General features: G+C 66.5%; 19 protein-coding genes. 6 read left to right on the forward strand and 13 right to left on the reverse strand.

The window, feature by feature from the left end:
- Nucleotides 1-77 precede the first annotated feature (77 nt).
- A complete protein-coding gene (locus DI605_RS04955) occupies nucleotides 78-509 on the forward strand; it encodes an Rrf2 family transcriptional regulator (protein ID WP_293969902.1) in 432 nt (143 codons plus the stop codon).
- A gap of 143 nt (nucleotides 510-652) precedes the next feature.
- On the opposite strand, the gene DI605_RS04960 is transcribed toward DI605_RS04955, so the two are convergent.
- The 3 genes from DI605_RS04960 to DI605_RS04970 are packed head-to-tail and all read right to left on the reverse strand — an operon-like array spanning nucleotide 653 to nucleotide 4,004.
- Nucleotides 653-1,135: a DUF3237 domain-containing protein gene (locus tag DI605_RS04960; RefSeq protein WP_293969904.1), complete on the reverse strand. Its 483-nt coding sequence runs from the start codon at nucleotides 1,133-1,135 to the stop codon at nucleotides 653-655.
- Nucleotides 1,136-1,146: 11 nt separating this feature from the next.
- Nucleotides 1,147-2,538: an MFS transporter gene (locus DI605_RS04965; protein WP_293969906.1), complete on the reverse strand. Its 1,392-nt coding sequence runs from the start codon at nucleotides 2,536-2,538 to the stop codon at nucleotides 1,147-1,149.
- The gene (locus DI605_RS04970) at nucleotides 2,535-4,004 is read right to left on the reverse strand and encodes a carotenoid oxygenase family protein (RefSeq protein WP_293969908.1); all 1,470 of its coding nucleotides are present in this window, start codon (nucleotides 4,002-4,004) and stop codon (nucleotides 2,535-2,537) included. The genes DI605_RS04965 and DI605_RS04970 overlap by 4 nt, the downstream gene beginning before the upstream one ends.
- A gap of 145 nt (nucleotides 4,005-4,149) precedes the next feature.
- On the opposite strand from DI605_RS04970, the gene DI605_RS04975 reads away from it, so the two are divergent.
- Nucleotides 4,150-5,070: a LysR family transcriptional regulator gene (locus DI605_RS04975; protein ID WP_293969911.1), complete on the forward strand. Its 921-nt coding sequence runs from the start codon at nucleotides 4,150-4,152 to the stop codon at nucleotides 5,068-5,070.
- Nucleotides 5,071-5,107: 37 nt separating this feature from the next.
- Here the strand turns inward: DI605_RS04975 and DI605_RS04980 are convergent, their stop codons facing one another.
- From DI605_RS04980 to DI605_RS05000, 5 genes are read right to left on the reverse strand one after another with little or no spacing between them, the layout of a single operon-like run.
- Nucleotides 5,108-6,154 carry an amidohydrolase family protein gene (locus DI605_RS04980; protein ID WP_293969914.1) on the reverse strand — a complete coding sequence of 349 codons (1,047 nt, stop codon included), beginning with the start codon at nucleotides 6,152-6,154 and terminating at the stop codon, nucleotides 5,108-5,110.
- 23 nt (nucleotides 6,155-6,177) lie between these two features.
- Nucleotides 6,178-7,605 carry an NAD-dependent succinate-semialdehyde dehydrogenase gene (locus DI605_RS04985; RefSeq protein ID WP_293969917.1) on the reverse strand — a complete coding sequence of 476 codons (1,428 nt, stop codon included), beginning with the start codon at nucleotides 7,603-7,605 and terminating at the stop codon, nucleotides 6,178-6,180.
- Nucleotides 7,606-7,613: 8 nt separating this feature from the next.
- Entirely contained in the window at nucleotides 7,614-8,480 is an 867-nt protein-coding gene (locus DI605_RS04990) for a hypothetical protein (protein ID WP_293969920.1), read from the reverse strand.
- Nucleotides 8,477-10,063, reverse strand: a complete 1,587-nt coding sequence (locus DI605_RS04995) for a carboxylesterase family protein (RefSeq protein WP_293969923.1) — start codon at nucleotides 10,061-10,063, stop codon at nucleotides 8,477-8,479. Before DI605_RS04995 ends, DI605_RS04990 begins: the two co-directional genes overlap by 4 nt.
- Nucleotides 10,060-12,873 (reverse strand): TonB-dependent receptor, encoded by a 2,814-nt coding sequence (locus tag DI605_RS05000; protein ID WP_293969927.1) that lies wholly within the window; start codon nucleotides 12,871-12,873, stop codon nucleotides 10,060-10,062. The genes DI605_RS04995 and DI605_RS05000 overlap by 4 nt, the downstream gene beginning before the upstream one ends.
- 441 nt (nucleotides 12,874-13,314) lie before the next feature.
- On the opposite strand from DI605_RS05000, the gene DI605_RS05005 reads away from it, so the two are divergent.
- The 3 genes from DI605_RS05005 to DI605_RS05015 all read left to right on the forward strand — a co-directional run bounded on the left by DI605_RS05005 (nucleotide 13,315) and on the right by DI605_RS05015 (nucleotide 16,839).
- Complete coding sequence (locus DI605_RS05005; protein WP_293969930.1) at nucleotides 13,315-14,478, forward strand: alpha/beta hydrolase-fold protein; 1,164 nt, start codon at nucleotides 13,315-13,317, stop codon at nucleotides 14,476-14,478.
- A 361-nt stretch (nucleotides 14,479-14,839) separates the two neighbouring features.
- Nucleotides 14,840-16,411, forward strand: a complete 1,572-nt coding sequence (locus DI605_RS05010) for a flavin monoamine oxidase family protein (RefSeq protein WP_293969933.1) — start codon at nucleotides 14,840-14,842, stop codon at nucleotides 16,409-16,411.
- A gap of 5 nt (nucleotides 16,412-16,416) precedes the next feature.
- Nucleotides 16,417-16,839, forward strand: coding sequence for a cytochrome c (locus DI605_RS05015; protein ID WP_293969936.1), 423 nt, complete (start codon nucleotides 16,417-16,419; stop codon nucleotides 16,837-16,839).
- Between the two features lie 36 nt (nucleotides 16,840-16,875).
- Here DI605_RS05015 and fabI read toward each other — a convergent pair whose 3' ends face one another.
- The 3 genes from fabI to DI605_RS05030 all read right to left on the reverse strand — a co-directional run bounded on the left by fabI (nucleotide 16,876) and on the right by DI605_RS05030 (nucleotide 20,011).
- Complete coding sequence (fabI, locus tag DI605_RS05020) at nucleotides 16,876-17,649, reverse strand: enoyl-ACP reductase FabI (protein ID WP_293969939.1); 774 nt, start codon at nucleotides 17,647-17,649, stop codon at nucleotides 16,876-16,878.
- Nucleotides 17,650-17,783: 134 nt separating this feature from the next.
- Complete coding sequence (locus tag DI605_RS05025) at nucleotides 17,784-18,965, reverse strand: MFS transporter (RefSeq protein ID WP_293969942.1); 1,182 nt, start codon at nucleotides 18,963-18,965, stop codon at nucleotides 17,784-17,786.
- 11 nt (nucleotides 18,966-18,976) lie between these two features.
- A complete protein-coding gene (locus DI605_RS05030) occupies nucleotides 18,977-20,011 on the reverse strand; it encodes an aldo/keto reductase (RefSeq protein ID WP_293969945.1) in 1,035 nt (344 codons plus the stop codon).
- Nucleotides 20,012-20,097: 86 nt separating this feature from the next.
- Between DI605_RS05030 and DI605_RS05035 the strand changes: the two genes are divergently transcribed.
- The gene (locus DI605_RS05035; protein ID WP_293969947.1) at nucleotides 20,098-21,003 is read left to right on the forward strand and encodes a LysR substrate-binding domain-containing protein; all 906 of its coding nucleotides are present in this window, start codon (nucleotides 20,098-20,100) and stop codon (nucleotides 21,001-21,003) included.
- 9 nt (nucleotides 21,004-21,012) lie between these two features.
- Here the strand turns inward: DI605_RS05035 and DI605_RS05040 are convergent, their stop codons facing one another.
- Complete coding sequence (locus DI605_RS05040) at nucleotides 21,013-22,146, reverse strand: FUSC family protein (protein ID WP_367120028.1); 1,134 nt, start codon at nucleotides 22,144-22,146, stop codon at nucleotides 21,013-21,015.
- A gap of 112 nt (nucleotides 22,147-22,258) precedes the next feature.
- Entirely contained in the window at nucleotides 22,259-22,486 is a 228-nt protein-coding gene (locus tag DI605_RS05045) for a hypothetical protein (RefSeq protein ID WP_293969950.1), read from the reverse strand.
- Between the last annotated feature and the right edge of the window lie 305 nt (nucleotides 22,487-22,791).

Genomic DNA, 22,791 nt, shown 5'->3' on the forward strand with positions numbered 1-22,791 from the left:
CCGCGAATCACGTAACATGATAAGTATCGTGATGTGTCCTGCTTGCCAATCCCGGCCGGCCCGTCGAGGATCACGTCATGCGCACCGACAGTCGCCTTTCCCGGATGCTGCACGTCCTGCTCCACATGGTGCGGCACGATGGTCCGATTACGTCCGATGCGATCGCCCACATGCTCGGGACCAATCCCGTCGTGGTCCGGCGCACGATGGCCGGGCTGCGTGACGCGGGATATGTGCGATCCGAGAAGGGGCATGGCGGGGGTTGGGCGATCGCGGTGGATCTTGAGACCGTATCGCTGCTCGACATCCACCATGCCGTCGGTGGCCCGCGCCTCTTCGCGATCGGGAACGAGCATCCGAGCCCGGACTGCGCGGTGGAGAAGGTCGTGAATGCGGCGGTCGAGGGCGCTCTGCGGGACGCTGAGCACCTGCTGATCGCGCGGCTGGGTGCTGTCACACTGGCCGAACTGGCGCGCGAGTTCGACGCTGAGTGCATCACGCTTCGCTGACACGGCTTCAACGCGCCGGCGGCTCCCCGGATCGCTCGCAACATGAACCGGCGGCTGATTTGGGGAAGCGCAGATCGGATCGTGAATGACCGGGGCGGCGGGATGGGCCGCCGAGGCGCCCCCGCCGCCGGCGGATAAGCGGCTCAGCGCACGACGAAATAGTGGATGCGATTGCCGGTCGGGATCTTCTCGCCCACGCCGACGAACACATGGCGCGTGAGCCAGTCGTGGGGGCCCGTGCGGACCTCGAACTTGGGCGACACGCGCATATAATAATCCTCGAACGGCACGTCCTCACGTCGCGCCTGCTTGGCCATCGCCTCTTCCGAGGCCCAGCGATAGCCGCGATTCTGCATGTAGACGATCGAGCCATCCTCCAGTTCGAGCATGTAGCGCGCATCGAAATCGATGGTGCCGTCCGGCCGCAGCAGCGCCCAGTCACCGCCCGTCATCGGCAGCACGCGGCCGCGCAGCAGCGGCCCATCGATAATGCCTTCCTCGATATAGACGGCGACGCGCGATGCGCCGATCGGATTGGGTTCCACCCGCATCGAGGGTTGCAGCCGGATCTCGATCGAAAAGGCGTGTTCCAGCTTCGGCAGAAAAGGGTGCGCAACGTCTGTCATGATAACTCCGGTCAGGCGGCTTCGGCCGCATCCTGTGCGGCGATGTCTTCGCGCAGGCTGCGCCCGGCGAGATAGAAGTGGAGCGCTGCCCAGGGATAAGCGAGCGCGGTGGTGATGATCGCCCAGCGCGAACTGTAGGCCGCCGCGCTGGCACAGGCATGGGCGGTCGCGGCGGAGGCCCCCGCCGCCGAATGGCCGCCCGCGCACAAAGTGGCATAATCGCCGAGCGCGAAGGCCTGGCTCGCATAGAGATCGTTCAGCCAGCCCACGAACACCGGCCCCAGGCCCGTGCCGATGAGATTGAAGATGACCGACAGGATCGCGGCGGCGGACGCGCGCATCCGCGCGCCGACCATGTTCTGCAGGGCGCCGTTGAGCGAGGGAGACCAGGAATAGAAGAAGATGCTGGAGACGAGCATCACCGCGAAGCCGCTTTTCCAGCCGGGCAGACTGACGCCCAGCATGAAGAAGGGCGCGCCGGCGAGCAGGCCGATCGCTGGCAGCCACAATGTCCAGCGGCGATCGTGGCGGCCGGCATGGTCCGTGCCGAAGCCGCCGATGAACGTGCCGAGGATACCCGCCACGCCGGTGAGCAGGCCGAACAGCAGCCCCGCCGTCGCGATATCGCGCTGGTGGGCCTGTACGAAGAAGGTCGGCAGGAAGAGGTTGTTGCCGAAATTGGCGAAGCTGGTGAGCGAAGCCGCCAGGGCGATATGCTTGAACGAGCGGCGCGCGGCCAGCGTGGCGAAGACGGCCCGCAACGGCGGGGTCGCGTCATCCTGCCGGCGCACCGGATCGGTCGCGCCACGCGGTGGCTCGCGCAGGGTGGCCCAAGCGAGCAGCGAGAGGATCAGCCCGGGCAGGCCGACGACGAAGAAGGCGACCCGCCAGCCATAGGTTCGCGCTACCCAGCCGCCAACGGTGGCGCCGAGAAACGAACCCAGCGGAATGCCGAGCAGGAAGATGGACAGCGCCGATGCGCGCCGATGCCGGGGGAAATAATCGGAGATCAGCGAATAGCCCGGAGGCGTGAGGCCCGCCTCGCCGATGCCGACGCCGACCCGGAAGAGCAGCAACTGCGCGAAACCCGTCGCCGTGCCGCACAGGGCCGTCATGCCCGACCACAGCGCGGTGGCCAGCGCGATGATGCCGACGCGGCTGCGCCGTTCCGCCAGCCGCGAGATCGGAATGCCGAGAAGCGTGTAGAAAAGGGCGAAGGCGATCCCGCCCAGCAGCCCCAACTGCGTGGCGCTGATCTTGAGATCGGCGCGGATGGCGGGGCCGAGGGCTGCGAGAATCACGCGATCGACGAAGTTCGAAGCGTAGATCAGCAGCAGCAGGGTGAGCGCCCAGCCGCGATAGCGCGCCGTGCCCCACCCGCGCGTGACGGGATCCCCGGTCAAGCGACGGCCGCCTGCAATTGGCCGCCAGCCACGAAATTGCCGTGGAGCGCGGGACGGAGCCGCATCGGCACGACGATGGTGGCGACCGGCCCGGCGGACAGATTGCGCGCATCGAACAGCAGCAGATTGGAGCGCATCTCGACCAGGAGATTTTCCACGACCACCAGCCAGCCGTCGCCTTCCTGCGTCGATCCGGGCCGGGGGATGAAGGCCGGTTCCTGCAACGAACTGGTCGCCCCGATCCACCAGCTGTCCACCGCGCCCGTCTCGATATCGATATGGGCGAGGGTGTTCATCATCAGCCCCGTGGCGCTCTTCGCGCCGCCCACCTCGAACGGCTTGTCCTTGTCCTGCGCGAGGATGTAGCCGTGCCGATAGGGGCGCCCGGCGAAGCGATCGTCGATCCGGGGAAATTCGCCGACGAGATCGGTCAGCCGTCGTGCGGCGATGCCATCCTCGTTGGCGGCCATGTCGACGGTCCAGCGTGTCATGTGCGCCTGCGCGGCGACGGGATCGAACGGCGCATCGTTGATGTCGGGAAAGAAGGGAAACATGTTTCCCGATGCGGCAGGCGTATCGAAGTGGATCTTCGTGCCCTCGTCAAAGGCGTTCATCACATGGCTGGCGAACTGGTTCGGCCCGCGGAACCAGCGCAGATCCTCCGCCGTGCCCCGGCGCGGCAGCACGCCCAGATAGATGTCCCGCTCGGTATCGAAGCCGAAATGCGGCTTGCCCTGCTCCAGCCGTTCCCAGTTCGAGGTGATCGGCACGACATGGAAGATCACGTAATTCTCGGTGATGCCGAAATCGTGCATCATGCAATAATAGGGAAGCTCGAACCAAACCTCGTGGGCCACCCGCCCGTCCGGACCGATCACATAATAGACCATGTCGCGGGTCAGCAGGCCGCGCGCGGCATAGCCGAAGGCAAGCAGTTCGCCCGTGCGCGTGTCGATCTTCGGATGGGCGGTGAAGGTCGGGCTCTTCATCGTCCCGTGGAAATCCCAGTTGCCGATCGTCTTGAGGCTGACCGGATCCATGGCGACGGGGGGGCTGTCTTCCTTCAACGCCAGCAGGACGCCCGCATGGACGACGACATTGGTGTTGGCGGTGCCGCGATAGACGCCCTCGACGGACTCATCGTCGGTCAGCGGATTGCGATAGGCACCGAACAGCGCGTGCCCGGCCTCGCGCTCCAGCTTGAACTTGTCCGTTTCCACCCACCGCTGTTTCAGGTCGACGCGGCCATCACGGAAGGCGAAGGCCGTCACCATGCCATCGCCGTTGAACCAGATGTCGTCCTCGCCCAGCGGCGGGAAATGCGGATCGGGGGCCACGCGGTGAAAGATGCCGTCAATCTCTGCGGGAACCGCGCCCTGGATCACCTCGAGATCCGCGATATCGGCCTCGATCCTGGAGGGGGCGAAATAGCCCGTGAAATTGCGGCTGTTGGGAAATGCCTTCACGATCTCTCCTCGCCCAGCATGGCTGCGAAAATCCGCCACTTTCGTTGGGATTGTTATGGCAGAGACCTATCGCCTCAGGAATTCCGAGATTTTTGATAGCTAGCCTAAAAATAATTCTATAGGCGGGCGTCAGGAGAGAGACCCGATGGAGCTGCGCCAGATCCGTGACTTCGTGACCGTCGCGAGGATGGGGAGTTTCGCCGCCGCCGCCCGCCGGCTCAACGTATCGCAGCCCGGCCTCGGCTATCAGGTGAAGCAACTGGAGCTGGAACTCGGGGCGCCGCTGCTCGTGCGGCATTCGCGCGGCGTGGATCTCAGCGATGCCGGCGCCATTTTCCTGGCCGATGCGGAACGTATCCTCGCCATGGCGACGGAGGCGAAGCAGAAGATCAGCCGTCGCGTGATCGCGCAGAGGCCGCAGATCCGGATCGGCCTGTCACCCACTCCGCAGCATCTGCTGGGCCCCGCGCTGGTGGGGCTGCGTGTGTCGGGAGAGGCTATGGGCGTCGCCTTCCGCGAGGGCCTGTCGACGAACCTCATCAACGATGTGCGCGAAGGTATGCTGGACGTCGCGATCTGCATCGTGGCGGTGCCGGTAAGGGATCTGAGGGCGATCTCGCTTTACTGCGAATATCTTCATCTCATCGCGCCGCCCGGCGTGCTGCCGCCGGGCGACGTGCAATTTTCCGATCTCGCCAATCATCGCCTGACGGTGGGGCCGCGCGATCATGTGCCGCGGCAATATCTGGATCGGGAGGCGGCACGCGCCGGCATCAGGCTGAATATCGCGCAGGAACTGGAGCCCGGCAATCTGCGGCGCGCGCTCGTTCTGCACGGCAGCGAGAGCACCGTTGCCAGCTGCGGCATGTTCATCGACGATATCGAGGATCAGACGCTCGTCGCGCACAGGATCGTGAATCCTGTCGTCCGCATGGAAGTCGCAATGGTGTGTGGGCCGGGCCTGTCTCCGGCAACGGAAGAGGCGCTGGTCGAAATCGCACGGAAAACGGTGGAGGCGCATCCGGGCGCCGTGGTCGAATGGGCTGCCGCGCCGACGACAGCCTGACCGGATCGCCTGAAGCGCCTCCGCCCGTCTCACCGCGCTACAGGCCGAAGACCTGCCGGGCATTGCCTTCGTAAAACAGCTTCATCTGCTCCGGCGAGAGCGGCAGATCATCCATCCAGCGCACCTCATCCGGCACATATTGGTAGGGATAGTCCATCGCATAGAGCACGCGATCGACGCCGAGCACCTGCTGGGTGAAGCTCACGGCGGGCTGCCAGGCCATGCCGCTCGTCGTGATCCAGACGTTTTCGCGCATATAGCCGCTGATTGGCTTTTGCAGCGGCTTCATGAAATCATATCGCTGTGAACGCACCGTGCCGCCGTGGATGAAATCGAGCCGGTAGAGCCAGAAGGGCAGGGCCTCGCCAAGATGGCCGAGCACCATCCGCAATTTGGGATAGCGATCGAAGGCGCCGCTGGTGATGAGGCGCAGCGCGTGAAGCGCGGTCTCGACGCCGAAGCCGAACAATGCGCCTTCCAGCCCGGCCTCCAGGAAAGGCGCGATCATGCGCGGGCTGGGCGTATTGGGATGCACGTAGAGCGGCTGATCGCAGGCTTCGGCCGCCTCCAGGATCGCCGCGAAGCGGGGCTGATCCAGATAATCGCCCAGCGTGTGCGAATTGACGATGATGCCCTTGAGGCCGAGCGCGGTGCCGCGTTCGATCTCGCGCGCGGCCGCGTCCGGATCCTGCGGCGCAATCGCGATCATTCCGGCGAAGCGGGCGGGATGGCGGTGCACCGCCTCGGCCAGTCGATCGTTGGATAATGCCGCCAGGCCAACCGCCAGATCGCGCCGGAACACCTGCACCCCGGGCGACGTCAGCGCGATGATCTGCATGTCGATGCCGGCGACGTCCATGTCCGCAATCCGCTCGTCTCCGAGATCCAGCAGCCGGCGGCGCACATCGGTTGCCCGTTCGCTGGGGCTGTTGAGGAAATAGCCCATCGCGCTCTCGAAGCCGGGATCGCCATGATCGCCGGCCTCCAGCAGATCGCGATAGGCGCGCTCCACCTCGATGGGAAAGAATGCCTCTTCGGCGGCGATCCGGCGATAGGCCGGGGAGGATGGTGCGGTGTCGGTCATAGGGAAATCCTGCTGCGGCTGGCTCAGCCCTGATGGATGGCTTTGGTGATGAGGCAGGATTCCACGCCCTCGGGGCCTTCCTCGGATCCGTGGCCGCTTTCCTTGACGCCGCCGAAGGGCGAATCCGCGCCTGCGACCATCGTCGTGTTGATGCCGACCATGCCCGCCTCCAGCGCCGGCCCGAGCGCGAGCGCGCGATCGGCGGATTGCGTGAAGGCATAGGCGGCCAGCCCGTAAGGCAGGCGATTGGCCTCGGTGATCGCCTCGTCGAAGCTTTCGAAGCGCGCCATGGCGGCGATGGGGCCGAACGGCTCCTCATTCATGATAGCCGCCCCGCGCGGAACATCCGCCAGCACGGTCGGCCGCCAGAAGAAGCCCTCGCCATTGCCGCGCACGCCGCCCGTCACCAGCCGCGCGCCATGGCGCATGGCATCGTCGATGAGCCGCTCCATCGCCGGAAGGCGCCGGGCATTGGCCATCGGCCCCATGTTGGTGGCGGGATCGGCCCCGTCGCCCACGACCATCGCGGATGCGCGCTGCGCGAACATGTCGACGAAGCGATCATAGACGCCTGCCTGCACATAGAATCGCGTGGGCGAAATGCAGACCTGGCCCGCATTGCGATATTTGGAGGTGGCCGTCATCGTCACGGCCCGATCGAGATCGGCATCGTCGAAGATCAGGACGGGCGCGTGCCCGCCCAATTCGAAGGTGGTGCGCTTCATGCCGTCCGCCGCCAGCCGCATCAGTGCCTTGCCGACCACCACCGAACCCGTGAGCGACACCTGGCGGATGACCGGAGAGGCGATCAGTTGCCGCGAGATGCGATCGGGCACGCCGAACAGGATCTGGGCGACGCCGGCCGGAAGACCCGCATCGGCAAGCGCGGAGAGCACGGCCAGCGCGGAGGCCGGCGATTCCTCGGCGGGCTTGAGGATGACGGAGCAGCCGGCGGCGAGCGGCGCGGAAAATTTGCGCGCCGGATTGTCGATCGGGAAATTCCAGGGCGCGAATGCGGCGATCGGGCCGACCGGCTCGCGCGTGACGATCGATCGACGGCCGGACGGGCGCACGAGCATCCGGCCGTAGATGCGCCGCGCCTCCTCCGCCGCCCATTCGAACGAGGCGGCCGCCATTGCCACCTCGGCCGTGGCTTCCGCGATCGTCTTGCCCTGCTCCATCGTGGCGATGGCGGCGATCTGCGCCGAACGCTCGCGCAGCAGGGCACCCGTCCTGCGGAGCACGGCGGCGCGCTCCTCGGCCGGGGTCGCGCTCCAGAGCCTGAACGCGCGCTCCGCTGTCGCCAGGGCGCGTGCGACGTCAGCTTCCGTCGCGATTGGCAGCCGCGCGATTTCCCGGCCGGTCGCAGGATTGAGCACGGGCAGCGTCTCGCGCCCGTCGCGGATATGGTCGCCGTCTATGGCCAGATGGAGATCAGGATAGGAGAGCATGGAGGTCCCTAGCGTTGCGCCGGACAGCGCTGACTTGCGAAAAAGGAGAAGATGCGGGGGAGCGCGATGTGCCAGCTGGTATCGTGCGCGCCGCCCTTCACGGTGATGAAGCGGGTGGGCACGCCGGCGCCGCGAAAGCCCTCCGCGATCGTGCGCATGCTTTCTATCGGGGCGGTGCGATCATCGTCGCCATGCACGAACAGGGCGGCGCGGATCGCCCCCCTGGCGCGCGCATAGGGATAGGTGGCGGGGTCCATCGGCCCGTCGCTGGGCGCGATCGCGCACCATCGCCCCGGATGCGCCTGAACGAGATGAAGCGTCGCGATCGATCCCGCCGAGTTCCCCACCAGGAAATTGCGCGCGGGATCCGTGCCATAGGCCTGGCGCACGGCATCCGCAGTGGCGATCGCATCCTCTTCGGACACTGCCAGATCCTCGTCGCTCAACGGCGGAAGCCTGGGCGAGGGGCCTGTGATCGCGCCTGCGGGCGGCCAGCGGTAGATGCCGGGGCCGATCGGACGCGCATCGCCTTCGGGGATCATGCGCGCGCCGAACCAGCCCTTGTTGCCGCGCGGCGAAAGCAGGATGAAGTGGTGCCGTCGCGCCGCTGCCTCGATCTTTTCGCGAAAGCCCGGTGTGCGATCGAACGGGCTGTTCTCGTCGCCGCCGCCGCCATGCAGGATCGTGACGAGCGGCCAGCGGTCGCCCGGCTTCCAGTTCTCCGGCACGTACAGGCGGTAGCTGCTGTCGAAGCCGGAGGGCAGGCGATGCGCGATGTGGAGGTCGCCCGTTGGCGGCCTGTCGCCAGCCGGGGGTTGAGTCGCGAACGAGGGGATCGAAAGCCCGAGCAGCGCGATTGCAAGGAAGCGCTTCATTTCGGGGCCCCCAGCCCGCTTTGTTCGCGGCGCAGGGCCATGTAGCGATCGATGGTTTCGATGCCCGCGCGATTGGCGACGGGGCCGGCCGCCAGATCGTCATCGATCCGCAGCACCTGCTGCCCTTCCGCAGCAAGGCGCGGCCAGGCCGGCAGGCCATTGCCGTTCGGATCGCCCGTCTTCACGAAATTCGCGAAATAGCGGAGCATCGCGTCGGAGATGCGGCGATCGCTGTCCGTCCAGGCACGGTCCTGATGCGCGATGCCGAAGGGGTAGGGCTGGTCGCCGCCGTGGACGGCGCCGGCATCCGGCGGAGTCCGCGCGTCGCGCGGTGGCACATGCGCGAAATAATAGGAATGGACCGGCGCCTTCCCGTATCGTGCCTGAAGCGTCCCCCAGATCCAGGTGCCCCAGCCGAACATCACGTCGCGGGTCAGATCGCGCCCCTGGCGCACCGCCTCGGCATCGGTCGCGGCGGGATAGGCGCGCAGGATGTCCGGCGCGAAGCTGCCATAGCGGCGCGCCACTTCGGCCCGATATTGATCCAGCGTCCCGATGCGGGAGAAGGAGAAGCCCTCATCGGCGGTGGTGCCCAGCAGCAGGGGCACGTCCGCGATCTTCCGTTCCTGCCAGAGCCGATATTCATCGCCCGGTATCACGAGGCCATCGATCACGGGCCAGCCCACCCCCCGCGTGTCCGCCGTGGCGAGGGTGGCGGCCGGAACCGCGCGAAGGGCGGCGATGTCGCGCGCGCCCAGGCCTTCCGCAAAGCGCGCGCCGTTCTTCTCGCTCTCCCGCAGGGGCTCCATATTCTCGCCGGCCTCGCTGGGGCTGCGCGGCGGCGCGAAGGATCCCCCGCTCATCGAGACGATGCCGCGATAAAGCCCGCGTGCCTGCGGCGCCGAGGCGAGCATTGCGGTGGAAATGGCGCCGGCGGAAAGGCCTCCGATCGTGACCTTCGCGGGATCTCCGCCGAACGCCGCGATATTCTGCCTCACCCATTTCAGTGCGGCGATCTGATCCAGAAGGCCATAATTGCCGGAGACATGATCGGCGGATTCGGCGCTCAGGCCCGGATGGCTGAGGAAGCCGAGCACGCCCAGGCGATACTGGATCGTGACGACGATGATGCCGCGCCGGGCGAGCAGATCACCCTGAATGCGCGGATCGGAAATCGATCCCGCGCGAAACGCCCCGCCATGGATCCAGACGAAGACGGGCAGGCGCGCGCCCGGCGTGGTTGCGGCAGGACGCCACAGATTGAGGTAAAGGCAGTCCTCGCTCGTCGCGGGTGCGGGTGTCGGGCCGGCTGGCGGCGCCTGAATGCAGGCCGCCGGCTGGTTCTCCGCCGCCAGAATGGCCGCCCGCTTCGCCGCAGGGCGGGGCGGCCGCCACCGATCCGGGCCGATCGGCGGCGCGGCATAGGGCACGCCCAGAAAGCGTTCGACATCTCCATCGACCGTTCCCGTTACCGTGCCCTCGCGCACGGAGGCGACCGGCGTGGCCGCCGCCGCCACGCCGGCCACGCCGGCCGCCACCGCGCAGGCCAGCAGCCGATCCGCGAGGCGGCGCGACGATATCAAAGCGCGAACCTCACGCCGACGCGGAACGTACGCCCGATCACGTCGAACAGCACGGGATTGGTCACCGTGGTGCCCGGCGAGACCGGCGGATCCTTGTCGAACAGATTGTTGACGACGCCGAACATGTGGATCTTCCGGTTCGGCCCGATCGCGTAATCCAGCGAAAGGTTCGTATAGAAGGCCGATGCGACGCGATTGTCGTTGATGCTGTTGGCAAGCGTCGGCGAATAGCCCTTGTCCTGCGGGCCGACGAGCGTGACATCATAGATGCCGCGCGGAATGTAACGCATGTTCACGGAGCCGGTGAACGGCCCGTCGAGATAGGTGATCGTGCCGTTCAGCGAATAATCGGGCACGCCGCCGGTGGCGCCCACCGCGAGACCGGTCTGGCCCACGCGATCGATCGATCCGCTGCTGTCGACGGTCGTCAGCTCCAGCGCCTTGTTCGCGACGAGGCGGAAATTGAGGTTGGCCGTCGAACTGGGGAAGAGCGTGGACAGTGGCAGGCGATATTCCAGCTCGAAATCCAGGCCGCGCGTCTTCACGGCATTGAGATTGAGCTGGGCCAGCGTGATAAGGGTGATGTTGCGGCTGCTGTCGCGGGTGATGAACTGGCAGAATTCGCTGGCGCCCGCATTGCAACGATCGAGCAGGGTCTGCGCGCCGAGGGTGGAGATCGCGCCCCGGATGTTCACGTCATAATAATCGACCGAAATGTGCAGCCTGCGCGCGAAGCGGGGTTGCAGCACCACGCCCGCCGTGAAGGTGCGGGCACGCTCCGGCCGGAGCGCGACATTGCCGGTCGTCGCCGTCGCCGTCAGCCGCTGCGATCCGGTGACGGAATCGATGACCTGCGTCGTGCCGAACTGCGATCCGGTATAGAGTTCGGAGATATTGGGCGCCCGGATGTCGCGCGACCGCGTCACGCGGAAGCGGATATCGTCGACCGGCGCATAGGTGGCGCCCAGCTTCCATGTCGTGACGGCCCCGCTCGTCGAATAATCGGTGCGGCGGACGGCGCCGTTCAGATCCAGCGCCTTGCCGAGGGCACTGTCGCGCAGCAGCGGCACGCCGGCCTCGACATAGCCCTCCTTGACGGTGATCCGGCCGGAGATCGGCTTGGGATTGCCGAAATTGAAGCCATTGGCCTGCGAAATGGCATCGGAGGTCGCCGTCACGGCATCGCGCCGCCACTCGCCGCCCACCGCGATCGAAACTTCGCCTGCCCAGGTGGAGAAGGGCGAGCCGCGCAGGTTGGCACCGGCCACATTCTGCGTGATGTCGCGATTGGCGACCTGCGTGCCCGTCAGATAGGCGCGCGCCGCGCTGGAGATGGAGCCCGATCCGAAGAGATTGACCGGAACGCATCCGTTGCCGGGATTGGTCAGCGTCGATCGGCAGACGATGTCGCCCGCCGAATTGCGGACAGCATCATAGGCCAGCGCCCACCGGCTTTCGATCCGCGTGTTGCTGACCCGGCCCCGATAATCGACCCGGCCATATTGATAATAGCCGTCATAGGACCAGCCGCCGCCGATATCACCCTTGGCGCCGGCGACCGCGCGGAAAGCGGGCGTCACCGAACGAGCGGAGGGGAAGCCGAGATCAGTGCTCAGCCGGCCCATGCTGAAGCTGCTGATGCCGGCACTATCCATCGCCGCCGCCGTCGCCGCCGGCAGATAGGCATTGTCGCGGCGGATCGTGATCGTGCCCTGATCGCGTGGCTGCGGGCCATTCGAGGTGCCGGTCGCGCGCGAATAGGAAAGCTCGCCGAACAGCGTCAGCGCATCGGCCACCTCATATTCGGCATGGGTGAAGCCGCTATAATGGCTGACCGGAACGGAGAGGTAGATCCCCTTCAGGAACGTCTCGTTATAGCCGCTCCCGCCGATCTGATACTGGGTGCCCGCCAGACTGCCATATTGGAACTGGGTGGGTACGCCGCCCGACAGGAAAGCCGTCCCCCGCAGCGGGCCGGACGTGATCAGGCCGCCTTCCGACAGCGAGGTGAAATGGGCGTTGGGCGTGAGGATGCGATTGGGCAGGCCGTTTGAAGGCCAGTTGGGATTGCGGATCTGCTGCCATTCGCGCGCGCCCCAGCTGCGCGAATAGGCATCGCCCACGCCTTCGTTGCGCACCCATTCGCCGCCGGCGATGATGTGGCCGCGCCCGTTCGCGAAGGAAAGGCCGCCTGCGAGCGCGAGCTTATATTCCACATTGTCGCCGCGCTGGGAAAAGCCGCTCGAAGCCTCGCCCTTGATCCCCGTATAGCGCGTGTCCATCACGAGGTTCAGCACGCCCGCCACGGCATCCGATCCATAGGCGGCGGAGGCGCCGCCGGTCACGACATCGGCGCGCTGGATCAGGATCGAGGGGATGACGTTGAGGTCGACCTGCCCGGTAAGGGTGGTCGGCACGTGGCGGCGGCCATCGACCAGAACCAGCGTCCGCGCCGGGCCGAGGCCGCGAAGATCCGCGAAGATGGCGCCGATCTGCTGGCTGCTCAGCTGGTTGGTCGCCGGCGTGTTGGTGGGGCGGAAGGAGGGCAGTTCGGTGATGGCGGCGCCGATGGTGGAAAGGCCCCGGCGGGACATGTCGTCCGCGCCCAGCGACGTCACCGGGGTAGGCGCTGCGAAACCGCGCGCCGAAAGCCGCGATCCCGTGACGACGATCTCGCCGACATCGCTGCCATCCGCGGTTGCTGCGTCGCCGGCCGTCTGCGCGAAAGCGGGTACCGCAGCCAGAAGAGCCAGCGCCGAAACCGCACTGCGGCGGAGCTGCCGGCGCCTATCAAATTTGCCAAATTCCACGAGATCCTCCCCGATGAGCTGTTGCCCTGCTGAGGCCGGGGTAGGCAGGCACGTCCGTCGCGGGAATTCCGAAAATTTCAGGCGCTGCTATAAAAATATCCTATAGCCATCGGCCCGATGCGCTTCGCTGAGCGCCCCGCAATGTCTTGCGGGCTCTCTCCCGATCATGGCGGGCTGAAGATGCGCATGTCGCCCGGGGCGAACTATCCCCGGATGCCGGGAGCAGTTCCACATCGCCGTGGCGGGGCCGGTGCGCGACCATTTGATCGCGAGATAGTCATACAAGCTGATGGGTGCAGTTGCGTCCGGTCTGACACGAATATGTCAGTGCAGTAATAATTAAGATGCCCGATTCTGGATTGGCAGACCCGAAAAATGCTGCAATAACTCTGAGTAATAAAAGCTCGTCATAGCAAGAGTTCATTTGAGGGAGAGCGAGAGATGAAGGCAGCGGTTGCGGCGATATTGGCGGGCATGGTGATTGCCGGTGGGGTTTCCGCGCAAACGGCGGCGCCGGCGGTGAAGGAGGATTTCAAGCCTTCGTCCCTGAACCAGCCGGGGCAGCAATTTCCTCAGGTGAACTCGCAGGGCTATGCGCGTTTCCGGATCGTCGCGCCCGATGCACAGGCCGTGAAGGTCAGCCTGGGTCTGGGCGGTCGCGGCGGCACCGTGCTGGCCAAGGGCGCCGACGGGATCTGGACCGGGACATCGGAAGGCCCCCTCGACGAGGGCTTCCATTATTATCACCTCACCGTGGACGGCGGCACGTTCAACGATCCCGGAACGCTAAATTACTTCGGTTCCACGCGCTGGGAGAGCGGCATCGAGATTCCGGCGAACGACGCCGAATTCTATGCGCTGAAGAGCGTTCCCCACGGTAATGTCTCGCAGGTGCTGTTTCCTTCGCCCAGCACGGGGGCGCAGCGGCGCGCCTTCGTCTATACGCCGCCCGGCTATGATGCGGCGGCCGGCACGCGCTATCCTGTCCTGTATCTCCAGCATGGCTGGGGCGAGGACGAGACGGCCTGGTCCAACCAGGGCCATGCCAACCTCATCATGGACAATCTGATCGCCGCCGGAAAGACGCGGCCGTTCATCATCGTGATGACCTATGGCATGACCAACGATGCGCGCCCGGGCACGCTGCCCAACTTCGACGTGAAGCCGTTCGAGACGGTCCTGGTCAAGGAACTGATCCCCTATATCGACGGCCATTTCCGCACGCTTTCCGACCGGGGTCACCGCGCGATGGCGGGCCTTTCGATGGGCGGTTTCGAGACCAAGGCGATCGCGCCGAAGAATCTGGATACGTTCGCCTATATCGGCCTGTTGAGCGGGGGCACCTTCTCGCTGGAAGATGTGAACGGCACTCCCGGCTACAAGGACAAGGTCAAGCTGACCTTCGTCAGCTTCGGCAGCCGGGAACTGGAGGGCAATCGCGCCGGCCCTCCCGGCCAGCCGCGGGCCGATCCGCGCGTGAATGCGGAGGCGCTGAAAGGCGCGGGCTACAACAGCGCTTTCTATGTCTCGCCCAATACGGGGCATGAATTCCTGACGTGGCGCCGCAGCCTCTACCAGCTCGCGCCGCTCCTCTTCAGGGACTGATATCGGGATCGGGGAGGGGCGCCGCCGAAGGGCGGTGCTCCCCCTTGTCGGCACGCCACCTTGTCCGCGCCGCTGCCGGATTTACGCCATTCCGCCGCATTGCATCAAATGTGAGGGTTTGGATACCACCATATGGGGGTATCCACCTCCAAATGACGACGATGCGCTGATGTCGTGCGCGGCGCGGCGTGTTTCTGATAGATTGCGGGCGATTCGTCACATCGGGACTGCCTCCTCGTTTGACAGACCCCATCGCGCATGATCGAACGAGCCGATCGATCCGGCGGCAAGCCCGGACGAGATCGGGAGCAGGACCAACTCACAGGGGGCAGCCTGCGTGCGCGATGAATTGCCTGGGTTGATGAGCCGCCGGGCGCTCTTCTCGATGATCGGGAAGACCGCCGGCATCGCCGTGATGTACGAGGCGATGGCCTCGATGGCCTATGCGGCCGATTCCACTTTCAAGGGGCCGATCGCGCTGACGGGCGCGCCCAAGGGCTCCTCTGTGCTGATCCTCGGCGCGGGGCTGGCCGGCATGGTCGCCGCCTATGAGCTGGGCAAGGCCGGCTACAAGGTCCAGATCCTCGAATATCAGGGGCGTGCGGGCGGCCGGAACTGGTCGCTCTACGGGGGGGATACCTATACCGAGCTGGGCGGCTTCACGCAGAATATCGCGTTCGACAAGGGGCTGTATCTCAATCCTGGCCCGTGGCGCATCCCGCACCATCACAAGGCGATCCTCCATTATTGCCAGCTGTTGGGCGTGCAGCTGGAGCCCTTCATCCAGATCAACTATGCCGCCTACGTCCATTCGACCCAGGCATTCGGCGGGAAGCCGCAGCGCTATCGCGCAGTGGAGGCCGATTTCGACGGCTATGTGGCCGAGCTGCTCGCCAAGACGGTGCAGCAGGACAAGCTCGATCGGCCGGTGACGAAGGAGGATCGCGAGATCCTGTTGCAGGCGCTGCGTGGCTGGGGCGCGCTCGACAAGAATTATGCCTATGTGAAGAGCGAGGATACGAGCAACCGGCGCGGCTTCGATCATCCGCCCGGCGGCGGCATGGATGCGATGCCGACGCCGACCGATCCCGTCAGCCTCGAGGAGATGATCCGGTCGCGCCTGTGGCGCTCGATCGGCTCGTCCAAGGCGTTCGACGTGCAGCAGACCATGTTCCAGCCGGTCGGCGGCATGGGCATGATCGGCAGGGCGTTCGGCAAGGAACTGGGCGAGATCATCCGCTACAATGCGAAGGTGACGGAGATCCGCCAGGACAAGAAGGGCGTCACCGTCTCCTTCGTCGATACGATGAAGGGAGGGGCGGTCGAGACCGCGCATGCGGACTGGTGCGTCTGCACGATCCCCGCTTCCGTGCTCAGCCAGATCCCCATCCAGGTGGGCGCGCCGATGAAGGCCGCGATCGATGCGCTGCCCTATGCGGCATCGGCCAAGGTGGGCCTCCAGATGAAGCGGCGCTTTTGGGAGGAGGATGACGGCATTTACGGCGGCATCACCTATACCGATCAGCCCAACAGCATGATCAGCTATCCGAGCACCGATTTCTTCAAGAAGGGCAAGGGCGTGCTGCTCGGCGCCTACACGTTCGGGCCAAATGCGGTGGAATATACGGCGATGCCGCCGGCCGAACGGATCGCGAAGACGGTGGATTATGGCGCCAACATCCACCCGCAATATCGCGCCGAATTCGAAACGGGCGCCACGGTCGCCTGGCATCGCGTGCCCTGGACACTGGGCTGCGCGGGCTCCTGGACCGAGGAAACGCGCGCCGCGCATTACAAGGATATCTGCGCGATCGATGGCCGCATCGTGATGGCGGGCGAGCATGTCTCGATGATCCCCGCCTGGCAGGAGGGGGCGGTCCTCTCCTCGCTCGATGCGATCGGGCGGCTCCACCAACGTATCGTGCAAGGGTGATGGCGATGAACAGGATGCTTGCACGCGCGCTCGCTCTGGCGGCGGCGATCGCCCCGATCGCGATCGTCGCCACTTCGGCCGGTGCCCAGTTCGCCGGCGGCTATCGCTATCAGTCCGGCCAGGATCTCTACACGCACATCTGCCAGGGCTGCCACATGCCCGATGGCAAGGGCGCGGAGGGTGCGGGCAAATATCCGCCGCTGGCGGGCAATGTGAAGTTGCAGTCGCCGCTCTATCCGGTGCTGGTGATGCTGAAGGGGCAGAAGGCGATGCCGTCCTTCTCGGATCTGACGGACGCGCAGATCGTGGAAGTGACGGCCTATATCCGCAGCAATTTCGGCAACAGTTTCGCAGGCGCTGTCACGCCGGAACAGGTGAAGGCGCTGCGTGCGCAGGCCGTGCGCCAGAATGCGCTGCGGCCCGGCTGATCGCTGGCAGGCTGATCTCGGGCAGGGAAAGCGGGCTCAGGCCAGCAGGTGCTGGCCGCCGTCGACCGGGATGATCGTGCCGGTGATGCGCCGCGCCGCATCGCTGACGAGGAACGCGGCCAGCGCGCCGACATCCTCGATCTCGACGGGCTCCCGCCCCGGCGTTTCGGAGGCGGCGCGCTCCAGCATTTCATCGAAGCGGCCGATGCCGCTGGCCGCCCGCGTCGCGATCGGGCCGGGGGATATGGCGTGGGCGCGGATGCCCTTCGGCCCCAGTTCCGCCGCGACATAGCGGGTCGCGCTCTCCAGCGCCGCCTTCACCGGCCCCATCAGATTATAGTGCGCCACCACGCGCTCCGATCCGTAGAAGGTCACGTTGAGCAGGCAGCCGCCATCGGGCATCAGCGGCTCGGCCAGCTTGGCCATGCGCAGGAAGCTGTGGCAGGAAACGTCCATTGCGATCGCGAAGCCCTCCGCGCTGCAATCGATCACCCGGCCGTGCAGATCCTCCTTCGGCGCGAAGGCGATGGAATGGAGCAGGAAATCGAGCCCGCCCCAGCGGCGCTGCACCTCGGCGAACAGCGCTTCCAGCTGGCCGGGCACCCGCACGTCACACGGCGCGATCCATTCCGCGCCCAGCCGCTCGGCGATCGGCTCGACCCAGGGTTTCGCCTTTTCGTTGAGATAGCTGGCGGCGATGCGCGCACCGCAGCGGGCGAAGGCTTCGGCGCAGCCCGCCGCGATGCTCTTGTCGTTGGCGATGCCCACCACCAGGCCACGCTTGCCTTCCAGATTGACCAGCGGGGTCATGCGGCGTCTCTCCTCGACAGGGGGCGATCACTCGTTTCTCGCCGCCGCCGCCGCCCGGGGTCAAGGCGAACATGCCCCCGCATCGTCGCGGAGACCGGCCGGCGGCCCCGCGGATGACGCGGATGGCCCGCGTTTCAGGCCGGGTTGGCGCTCAGCTGCCGTTCTGCCGTGGCCTGTCCCGGCCGGCTGGCGATCAGGACGGCGGCCAGCCCGATCGCGGACGTGACGGCGCCCGCCAGCGAGACCGCCGGATAGCCGAGGCCCGATGCGATGACGCCGCCGCCCAGCGCCGCGCCGATCGCATTGCCGAGATTGAACGCCCCGATATTGACGGCCGATGCGAGATTGGGTGCGTCGGCGGCAGCCGTCATCACGCGTACCTGGAGCGGGGGCACGAGCGCGAAGCTGGCAATGCCCCACAGGAAGACCAGCGCCGCGACCGGGACGGCATGGCCCATCAGCAGCGCGAACAGGACGAGGATCGCGGAAAGCGAGCCCAGGGTGACGATCAGGGTGCGATCCACCGATCGATCCGCGAAGCGGCCGCCCAGCCAGTTCCCCACGGTGAGCCCGATGCCATAGATGACGAGCATCGCCGTGATGAAGCCGAGCGAGGCATGGGTCGCCTCGCGCAGGATCGGCGAGATGTAGGTGAAGACGGTGAACATCGCGCTCGATCCGACGACGGTGAGCGCCAGCGCGCCCAGCACCTTGCCACGCCCCAGCACGCGCAGTTCGGCCATCGCATTGCCGCCAGAGGGAGCCGGAAGCGCTGGCAGGGTTGCCCGGAGCGAGGCCATGGTGAGCAGGCCGAGCCCCGCTATGCCCCAGAAGGAGGCGCGCCAGCCGAGATGTTCGCCCGCCCAGGTCGCGAGCGGCACGCCCACGACATTGGCGATCGTCAGCCCCATGAACATGGCGGCGACCGCGCCGGCCTTGCGCTCGGGCGGGACGAGGCTGGCCGCCACGATCGATCCCACGCCGAAGAAGGCGCCATGGTTGAACGAGGTCAGCACGCGCGCGGCGAGCAGCAGCCCATAGCCGTGCGACACGGCCGCCAGCAGATTGCCGGCGGTGAAGATGCCGGCCAGCAGGATCAGCAGCGTGCGGCGCGGCATCCGCCCGGTGGTCAGCGTCATCAGCGGCGCGCCGATCACCACGCCCAGCGCATAGGCGCTGATGAGCAGGCCGGCGGTGGGGATCGAGACATGTAGATCGCGCGCGATCACCGGTAGCAGGCCCATGGGTGCGAATTCGGTGACGCCGATGCCGAAGGCGCCGATGGAGAGGGCGATCAGCCCCGGATTGAGCTTCATGGGTGCGATCCTCAGACGAGCGCGGGGCTCAGGCGGGCAAAGCCCTCCTGCTGGCGATAGGGGGTGTGCGGGTAGGGCGGCAGCGCGTCGCTTGCCGCATCCAGTCGGGCGATCTGTTCGGGCGTCAATGCCCAGCCGACCGCGCCGAGATTCTGGCGCAACTGCTCCTCGTTGCGCGCACCGATGATGACCGATGAGACGGTCGGGCGGCGCAGCAGCCAGTTGATCGCGATCTGGGGCACCGTCTTGCCGGTCTCGGCGGCGATCGCCTCCAGCTCATCGATCACGCGATAGAGGAGTTCGGCCTCGACCGGGGGCGCGAACTGCTCCGTTTCGTGAAGCCGGCTACCCTCGGGGAGCGGGCGATCCCGTCCGATCTTCCCGGTCAGACGGCCCCAGCCGAGCGGGCTCCAGACGAGCGCGCCCACGCCCTGATCGGCGGCGAGCGGCATCAGATCGGCCTCATAGGCGCGGCCGATCAGCGAATAATAGACCTGATGCGCAACGAGGCGCGGCCAGCCATGCTGGTCGGCCAGCGCCTGCGCCTTCATCACCTGCCAGCCCGGATAGTTGGAGACGCCGGCATAGCGGATCTTGCCGGCACGGATCAGCAGATCGAGCGTGCCCATCACCTCTTCGGTCGGGGTCGAGGCATCGAAGGCATGGAGCTGGAGCAGATCGATATGATCGGTGCCGAGCCGGCGCAGCGCATCCTCCACCGCGCGGATCAGCCGATCGCGCGAGGCGCCCCAGTCCCGCGGGCCGTCGCCCATCGGCAGGCCGGTCTTGGTCGAGATCAGCACATTGCCGCGGCGGCCCCTGATCGCCTCGCCCAATATCTCCTCGGATGCACCCGCCGAATAGACGTCGGCCGTATCGAACAGGGTCAGGCCCGCCTCAATGCAGATATCGATCAGCCGCCGCGCCTCGGCCGCGTCGCTGGTGCCCCAGGCGCTGAAGAGAGGGCCCTTGCCACCGAACGTGCCCGTGCCGAAACTCAGTGCCGGAACGCGCAAACCCGATCGCCCCAATTGCCGATATTCCATGATTCACCTGTCTCTGCTACGTCCACGCATAAATGAGGCCGATGACTGGGGCTCGGTAGCCCACTCCGACGCGAAGGATCTTTGCAATGGACGCAAAGCTGGCGGGCGGCGCCGATCGGGCGCGATCGCTTGCCCTCTTCGCCACCGTGGTGGAGCAGGGGAGCTTCTCCGCCGCCGGGCGCATCCTTGATCTCAGCCCCTCGGCGGTGGCGCGCGCGATCGATCGGATCGAGGCGCGGCTGGGCGTTCGCCTGCTCCTGCGATCGACCCGTGCCTTGTCGCTGACGGTGGAGGGGCAGGCCTATCTCCAGTCCGCGCGGCGCATCCTCGCGGATCTGGACGAGGCCGAGCAACGTATCGCGGATCAGGGTGCGCCGCGCGGACGGCTGCGGATCAGTGCGGCGCTTTCGCATGGGCGGCTCTGTGTGGTGCCCCTGCTGGGCGAGTTTGCGGCGCTTTATCCGCACATCCTGATCGATATCGCGCTGACCGATACGCTGGTGGATGTGGCGGCGGGGCAGGCCGATGTCGCGATCCGCTTCGGGCCGCTGGCTGACAGCATGCTTACCGCGCGCAAGCTGGGCGAGACGCGCCGCGTGATCGTGGCCTCGCCCGATTATCTCGTGAACAAGGGCGAGCCGGGTGTGCCGGAGGATCTGCACGCGCATAATTGCCTGAACTTCAATTTTCGCCGCGCCGAGCCGGTGTGGCCTTTCCGGCGCGACGGGCGCGATTTCGCTCTTTCGGTGAAGGGCGGCATCGAGGCCAATAATGGCGAGACGCTGGGCCAGCTCGCGGCGGGCGGCGCCGGTATCGCCCGCGTCGGCGCCTTCAGCGTCGCGGGCGAGATCGCGGCCGGCCGGCTCGTGCCGATCCTCGAGGAATTCAACCCCGGTGATGTCGAGCAGATCCACGCCGTGTTCGTCGGCGGCGCGACCATTCCGGCGCGGATCCGCGTGTTCGTCGATTTCCTCGCCGCCCGCCTGCGATAGGCGGCCTGTCTAGGCTTCGGGTTGAGCGCCGCTGATCGTGGCCTGCTTTGGTGGGGTGCCTTCGTCCTTGCCGAGGCGATCGCCCAGATCCGCCAGATCCCGGTGCAGCACCTCGATCGCGAAGGCCAGGCCGAAGACGCGGCCGGCCGCCGCGAAGTCGAGCGATCCGATCAGCGCGGTCTGGCGAAGGCTGGCGAAGGTCGCCTCGAAATTTCGATATTCCTCCTCCTCCGCGCCGTGCTCCGCGATGCCACCCCCGCGCAGGGCGGCCGCGCACCGCCCGGCATAGGCGGCTTCCGCGCGCAGAAGATTTGCGGCCGGCAGGGCGATGGTCTCTCCGGTGCCCGGAGGCAGCGGCACATCGACGGCCCTTCCAACCAGCACGAGATCGTTGCGCACGCGCCAGAGCGCGCGGGAGATGACAGGCGTCGCCGCGCCATAAGCGAGCCCCGAGGAACGTTCGCGTTCGGCATCGCTTGCCGCCTGTTCCACCCCGTTCAGTGCCGCGCGCAGCGTCGCATGCTCGTTTCCGAAGGCGGGGGCCTTGCCGCTTTCGAGCGCGGTTGCGAGTGTCTGGAGGATGCGTCGCATCTGCTCGATCGTGTCGGCGGCGCGCGCGATCACGAGCGGCCGTGATCGCGCGGGGAAAACGAGGATGCTGGTCGCCACACCGATCAGGCCGCCCAGCGCGATCTCCAGGATCCGATCGATCACGAAACGACCGATATCGGCTCCCTCCGGCCGCGTCAGAAGCAGGATCGCGGCAGTCACCGGGGCGACCTTCAGCTGCGGACGTCGTGCGGCGGCGAAGGCTGTCACGCCGATGACGAGCGCCAGCGCCACGCCCACCGTCACGTCGCCTTCCTGTATCCCGAAGATGGCGAGGCCGCCGATCAGCGCGCCGGCGATCGTGCCGATCAGGCGATCGGAGGCGGCGCCCAGCGTGGAGGCGATCGATCCCTGCAGCACGATGATCACCGTGAAGACGGCCCAATATCCCTGCGGCAGGCGCAGGAAGCGATAGGCCGCATAGGCCAGCAGGCTGCCGATCAGCACTCTCGCCGCCTGACGCAGGGGTGAGGCATGGGATTTGAGAAAGGCGGCAAGAGGCATGGCGGGGCGGGTTGCTGTTTGGTCCAGCATCCCCGCTCGCGGGTTTCCGGCCCCGCTGCAACATTTATCGCCCGGATGCCGATGGACGGGGAGATGGCATGACGCCGCCGGGGGCGATCCCGGCGGCGCCTGATGCCGGTGGTTACTGCTCCCGGATCACGCTGGACGATGCCGAACCCGTACCGTCCGTGCTGACGCCCGATCGCGGATCGACCGACTTGCTGGCGGTGACTCCACCCGATCCGGTCACGCTGTTGGCGCCGCCGCGCGTCACCGAACCCAGCCTGCCGCTGAGTGTGTTGCCGAGGATGGCGCCGCCACCGCCGCCGAGCAATTGGCCCTGAGCGGGCCAGGCACAGGCCCGGGGCAAAGGCTGGCGCTGAGGGCGCCCCCGCCGCGCATTATTGCCGGCTCGGCCACGGTTGGCGCGGATCATCCGCTCCGACGAATTTGCCTCCGCGCGCGGCATGAGCGGGCATGTCAGATGTGCCGGTCTAACAGAGTTATGAATATTATCAATGTCTTAATCTGGATTGAGCGATTCCCGTTCCTTCTCCGAACGCTGGCGCGCGCCTCCATCGACGCTTCTGACGAGTGGCACCAAAACGGCGCTCCATCAATAAAACGTCAAATTGCATTATTTAATCGTTGACGTTGGAACGGCGCTGGATAATG

It is taken from the genome of Sphingomonas sp. (assembly GCF_003248515.1).
Lineage (GTDB): Bacteria > Pseudomonadota > Alphaproteobacteria > Sphingomonadales > Sphingomonadaceae > Sphingomonas_I.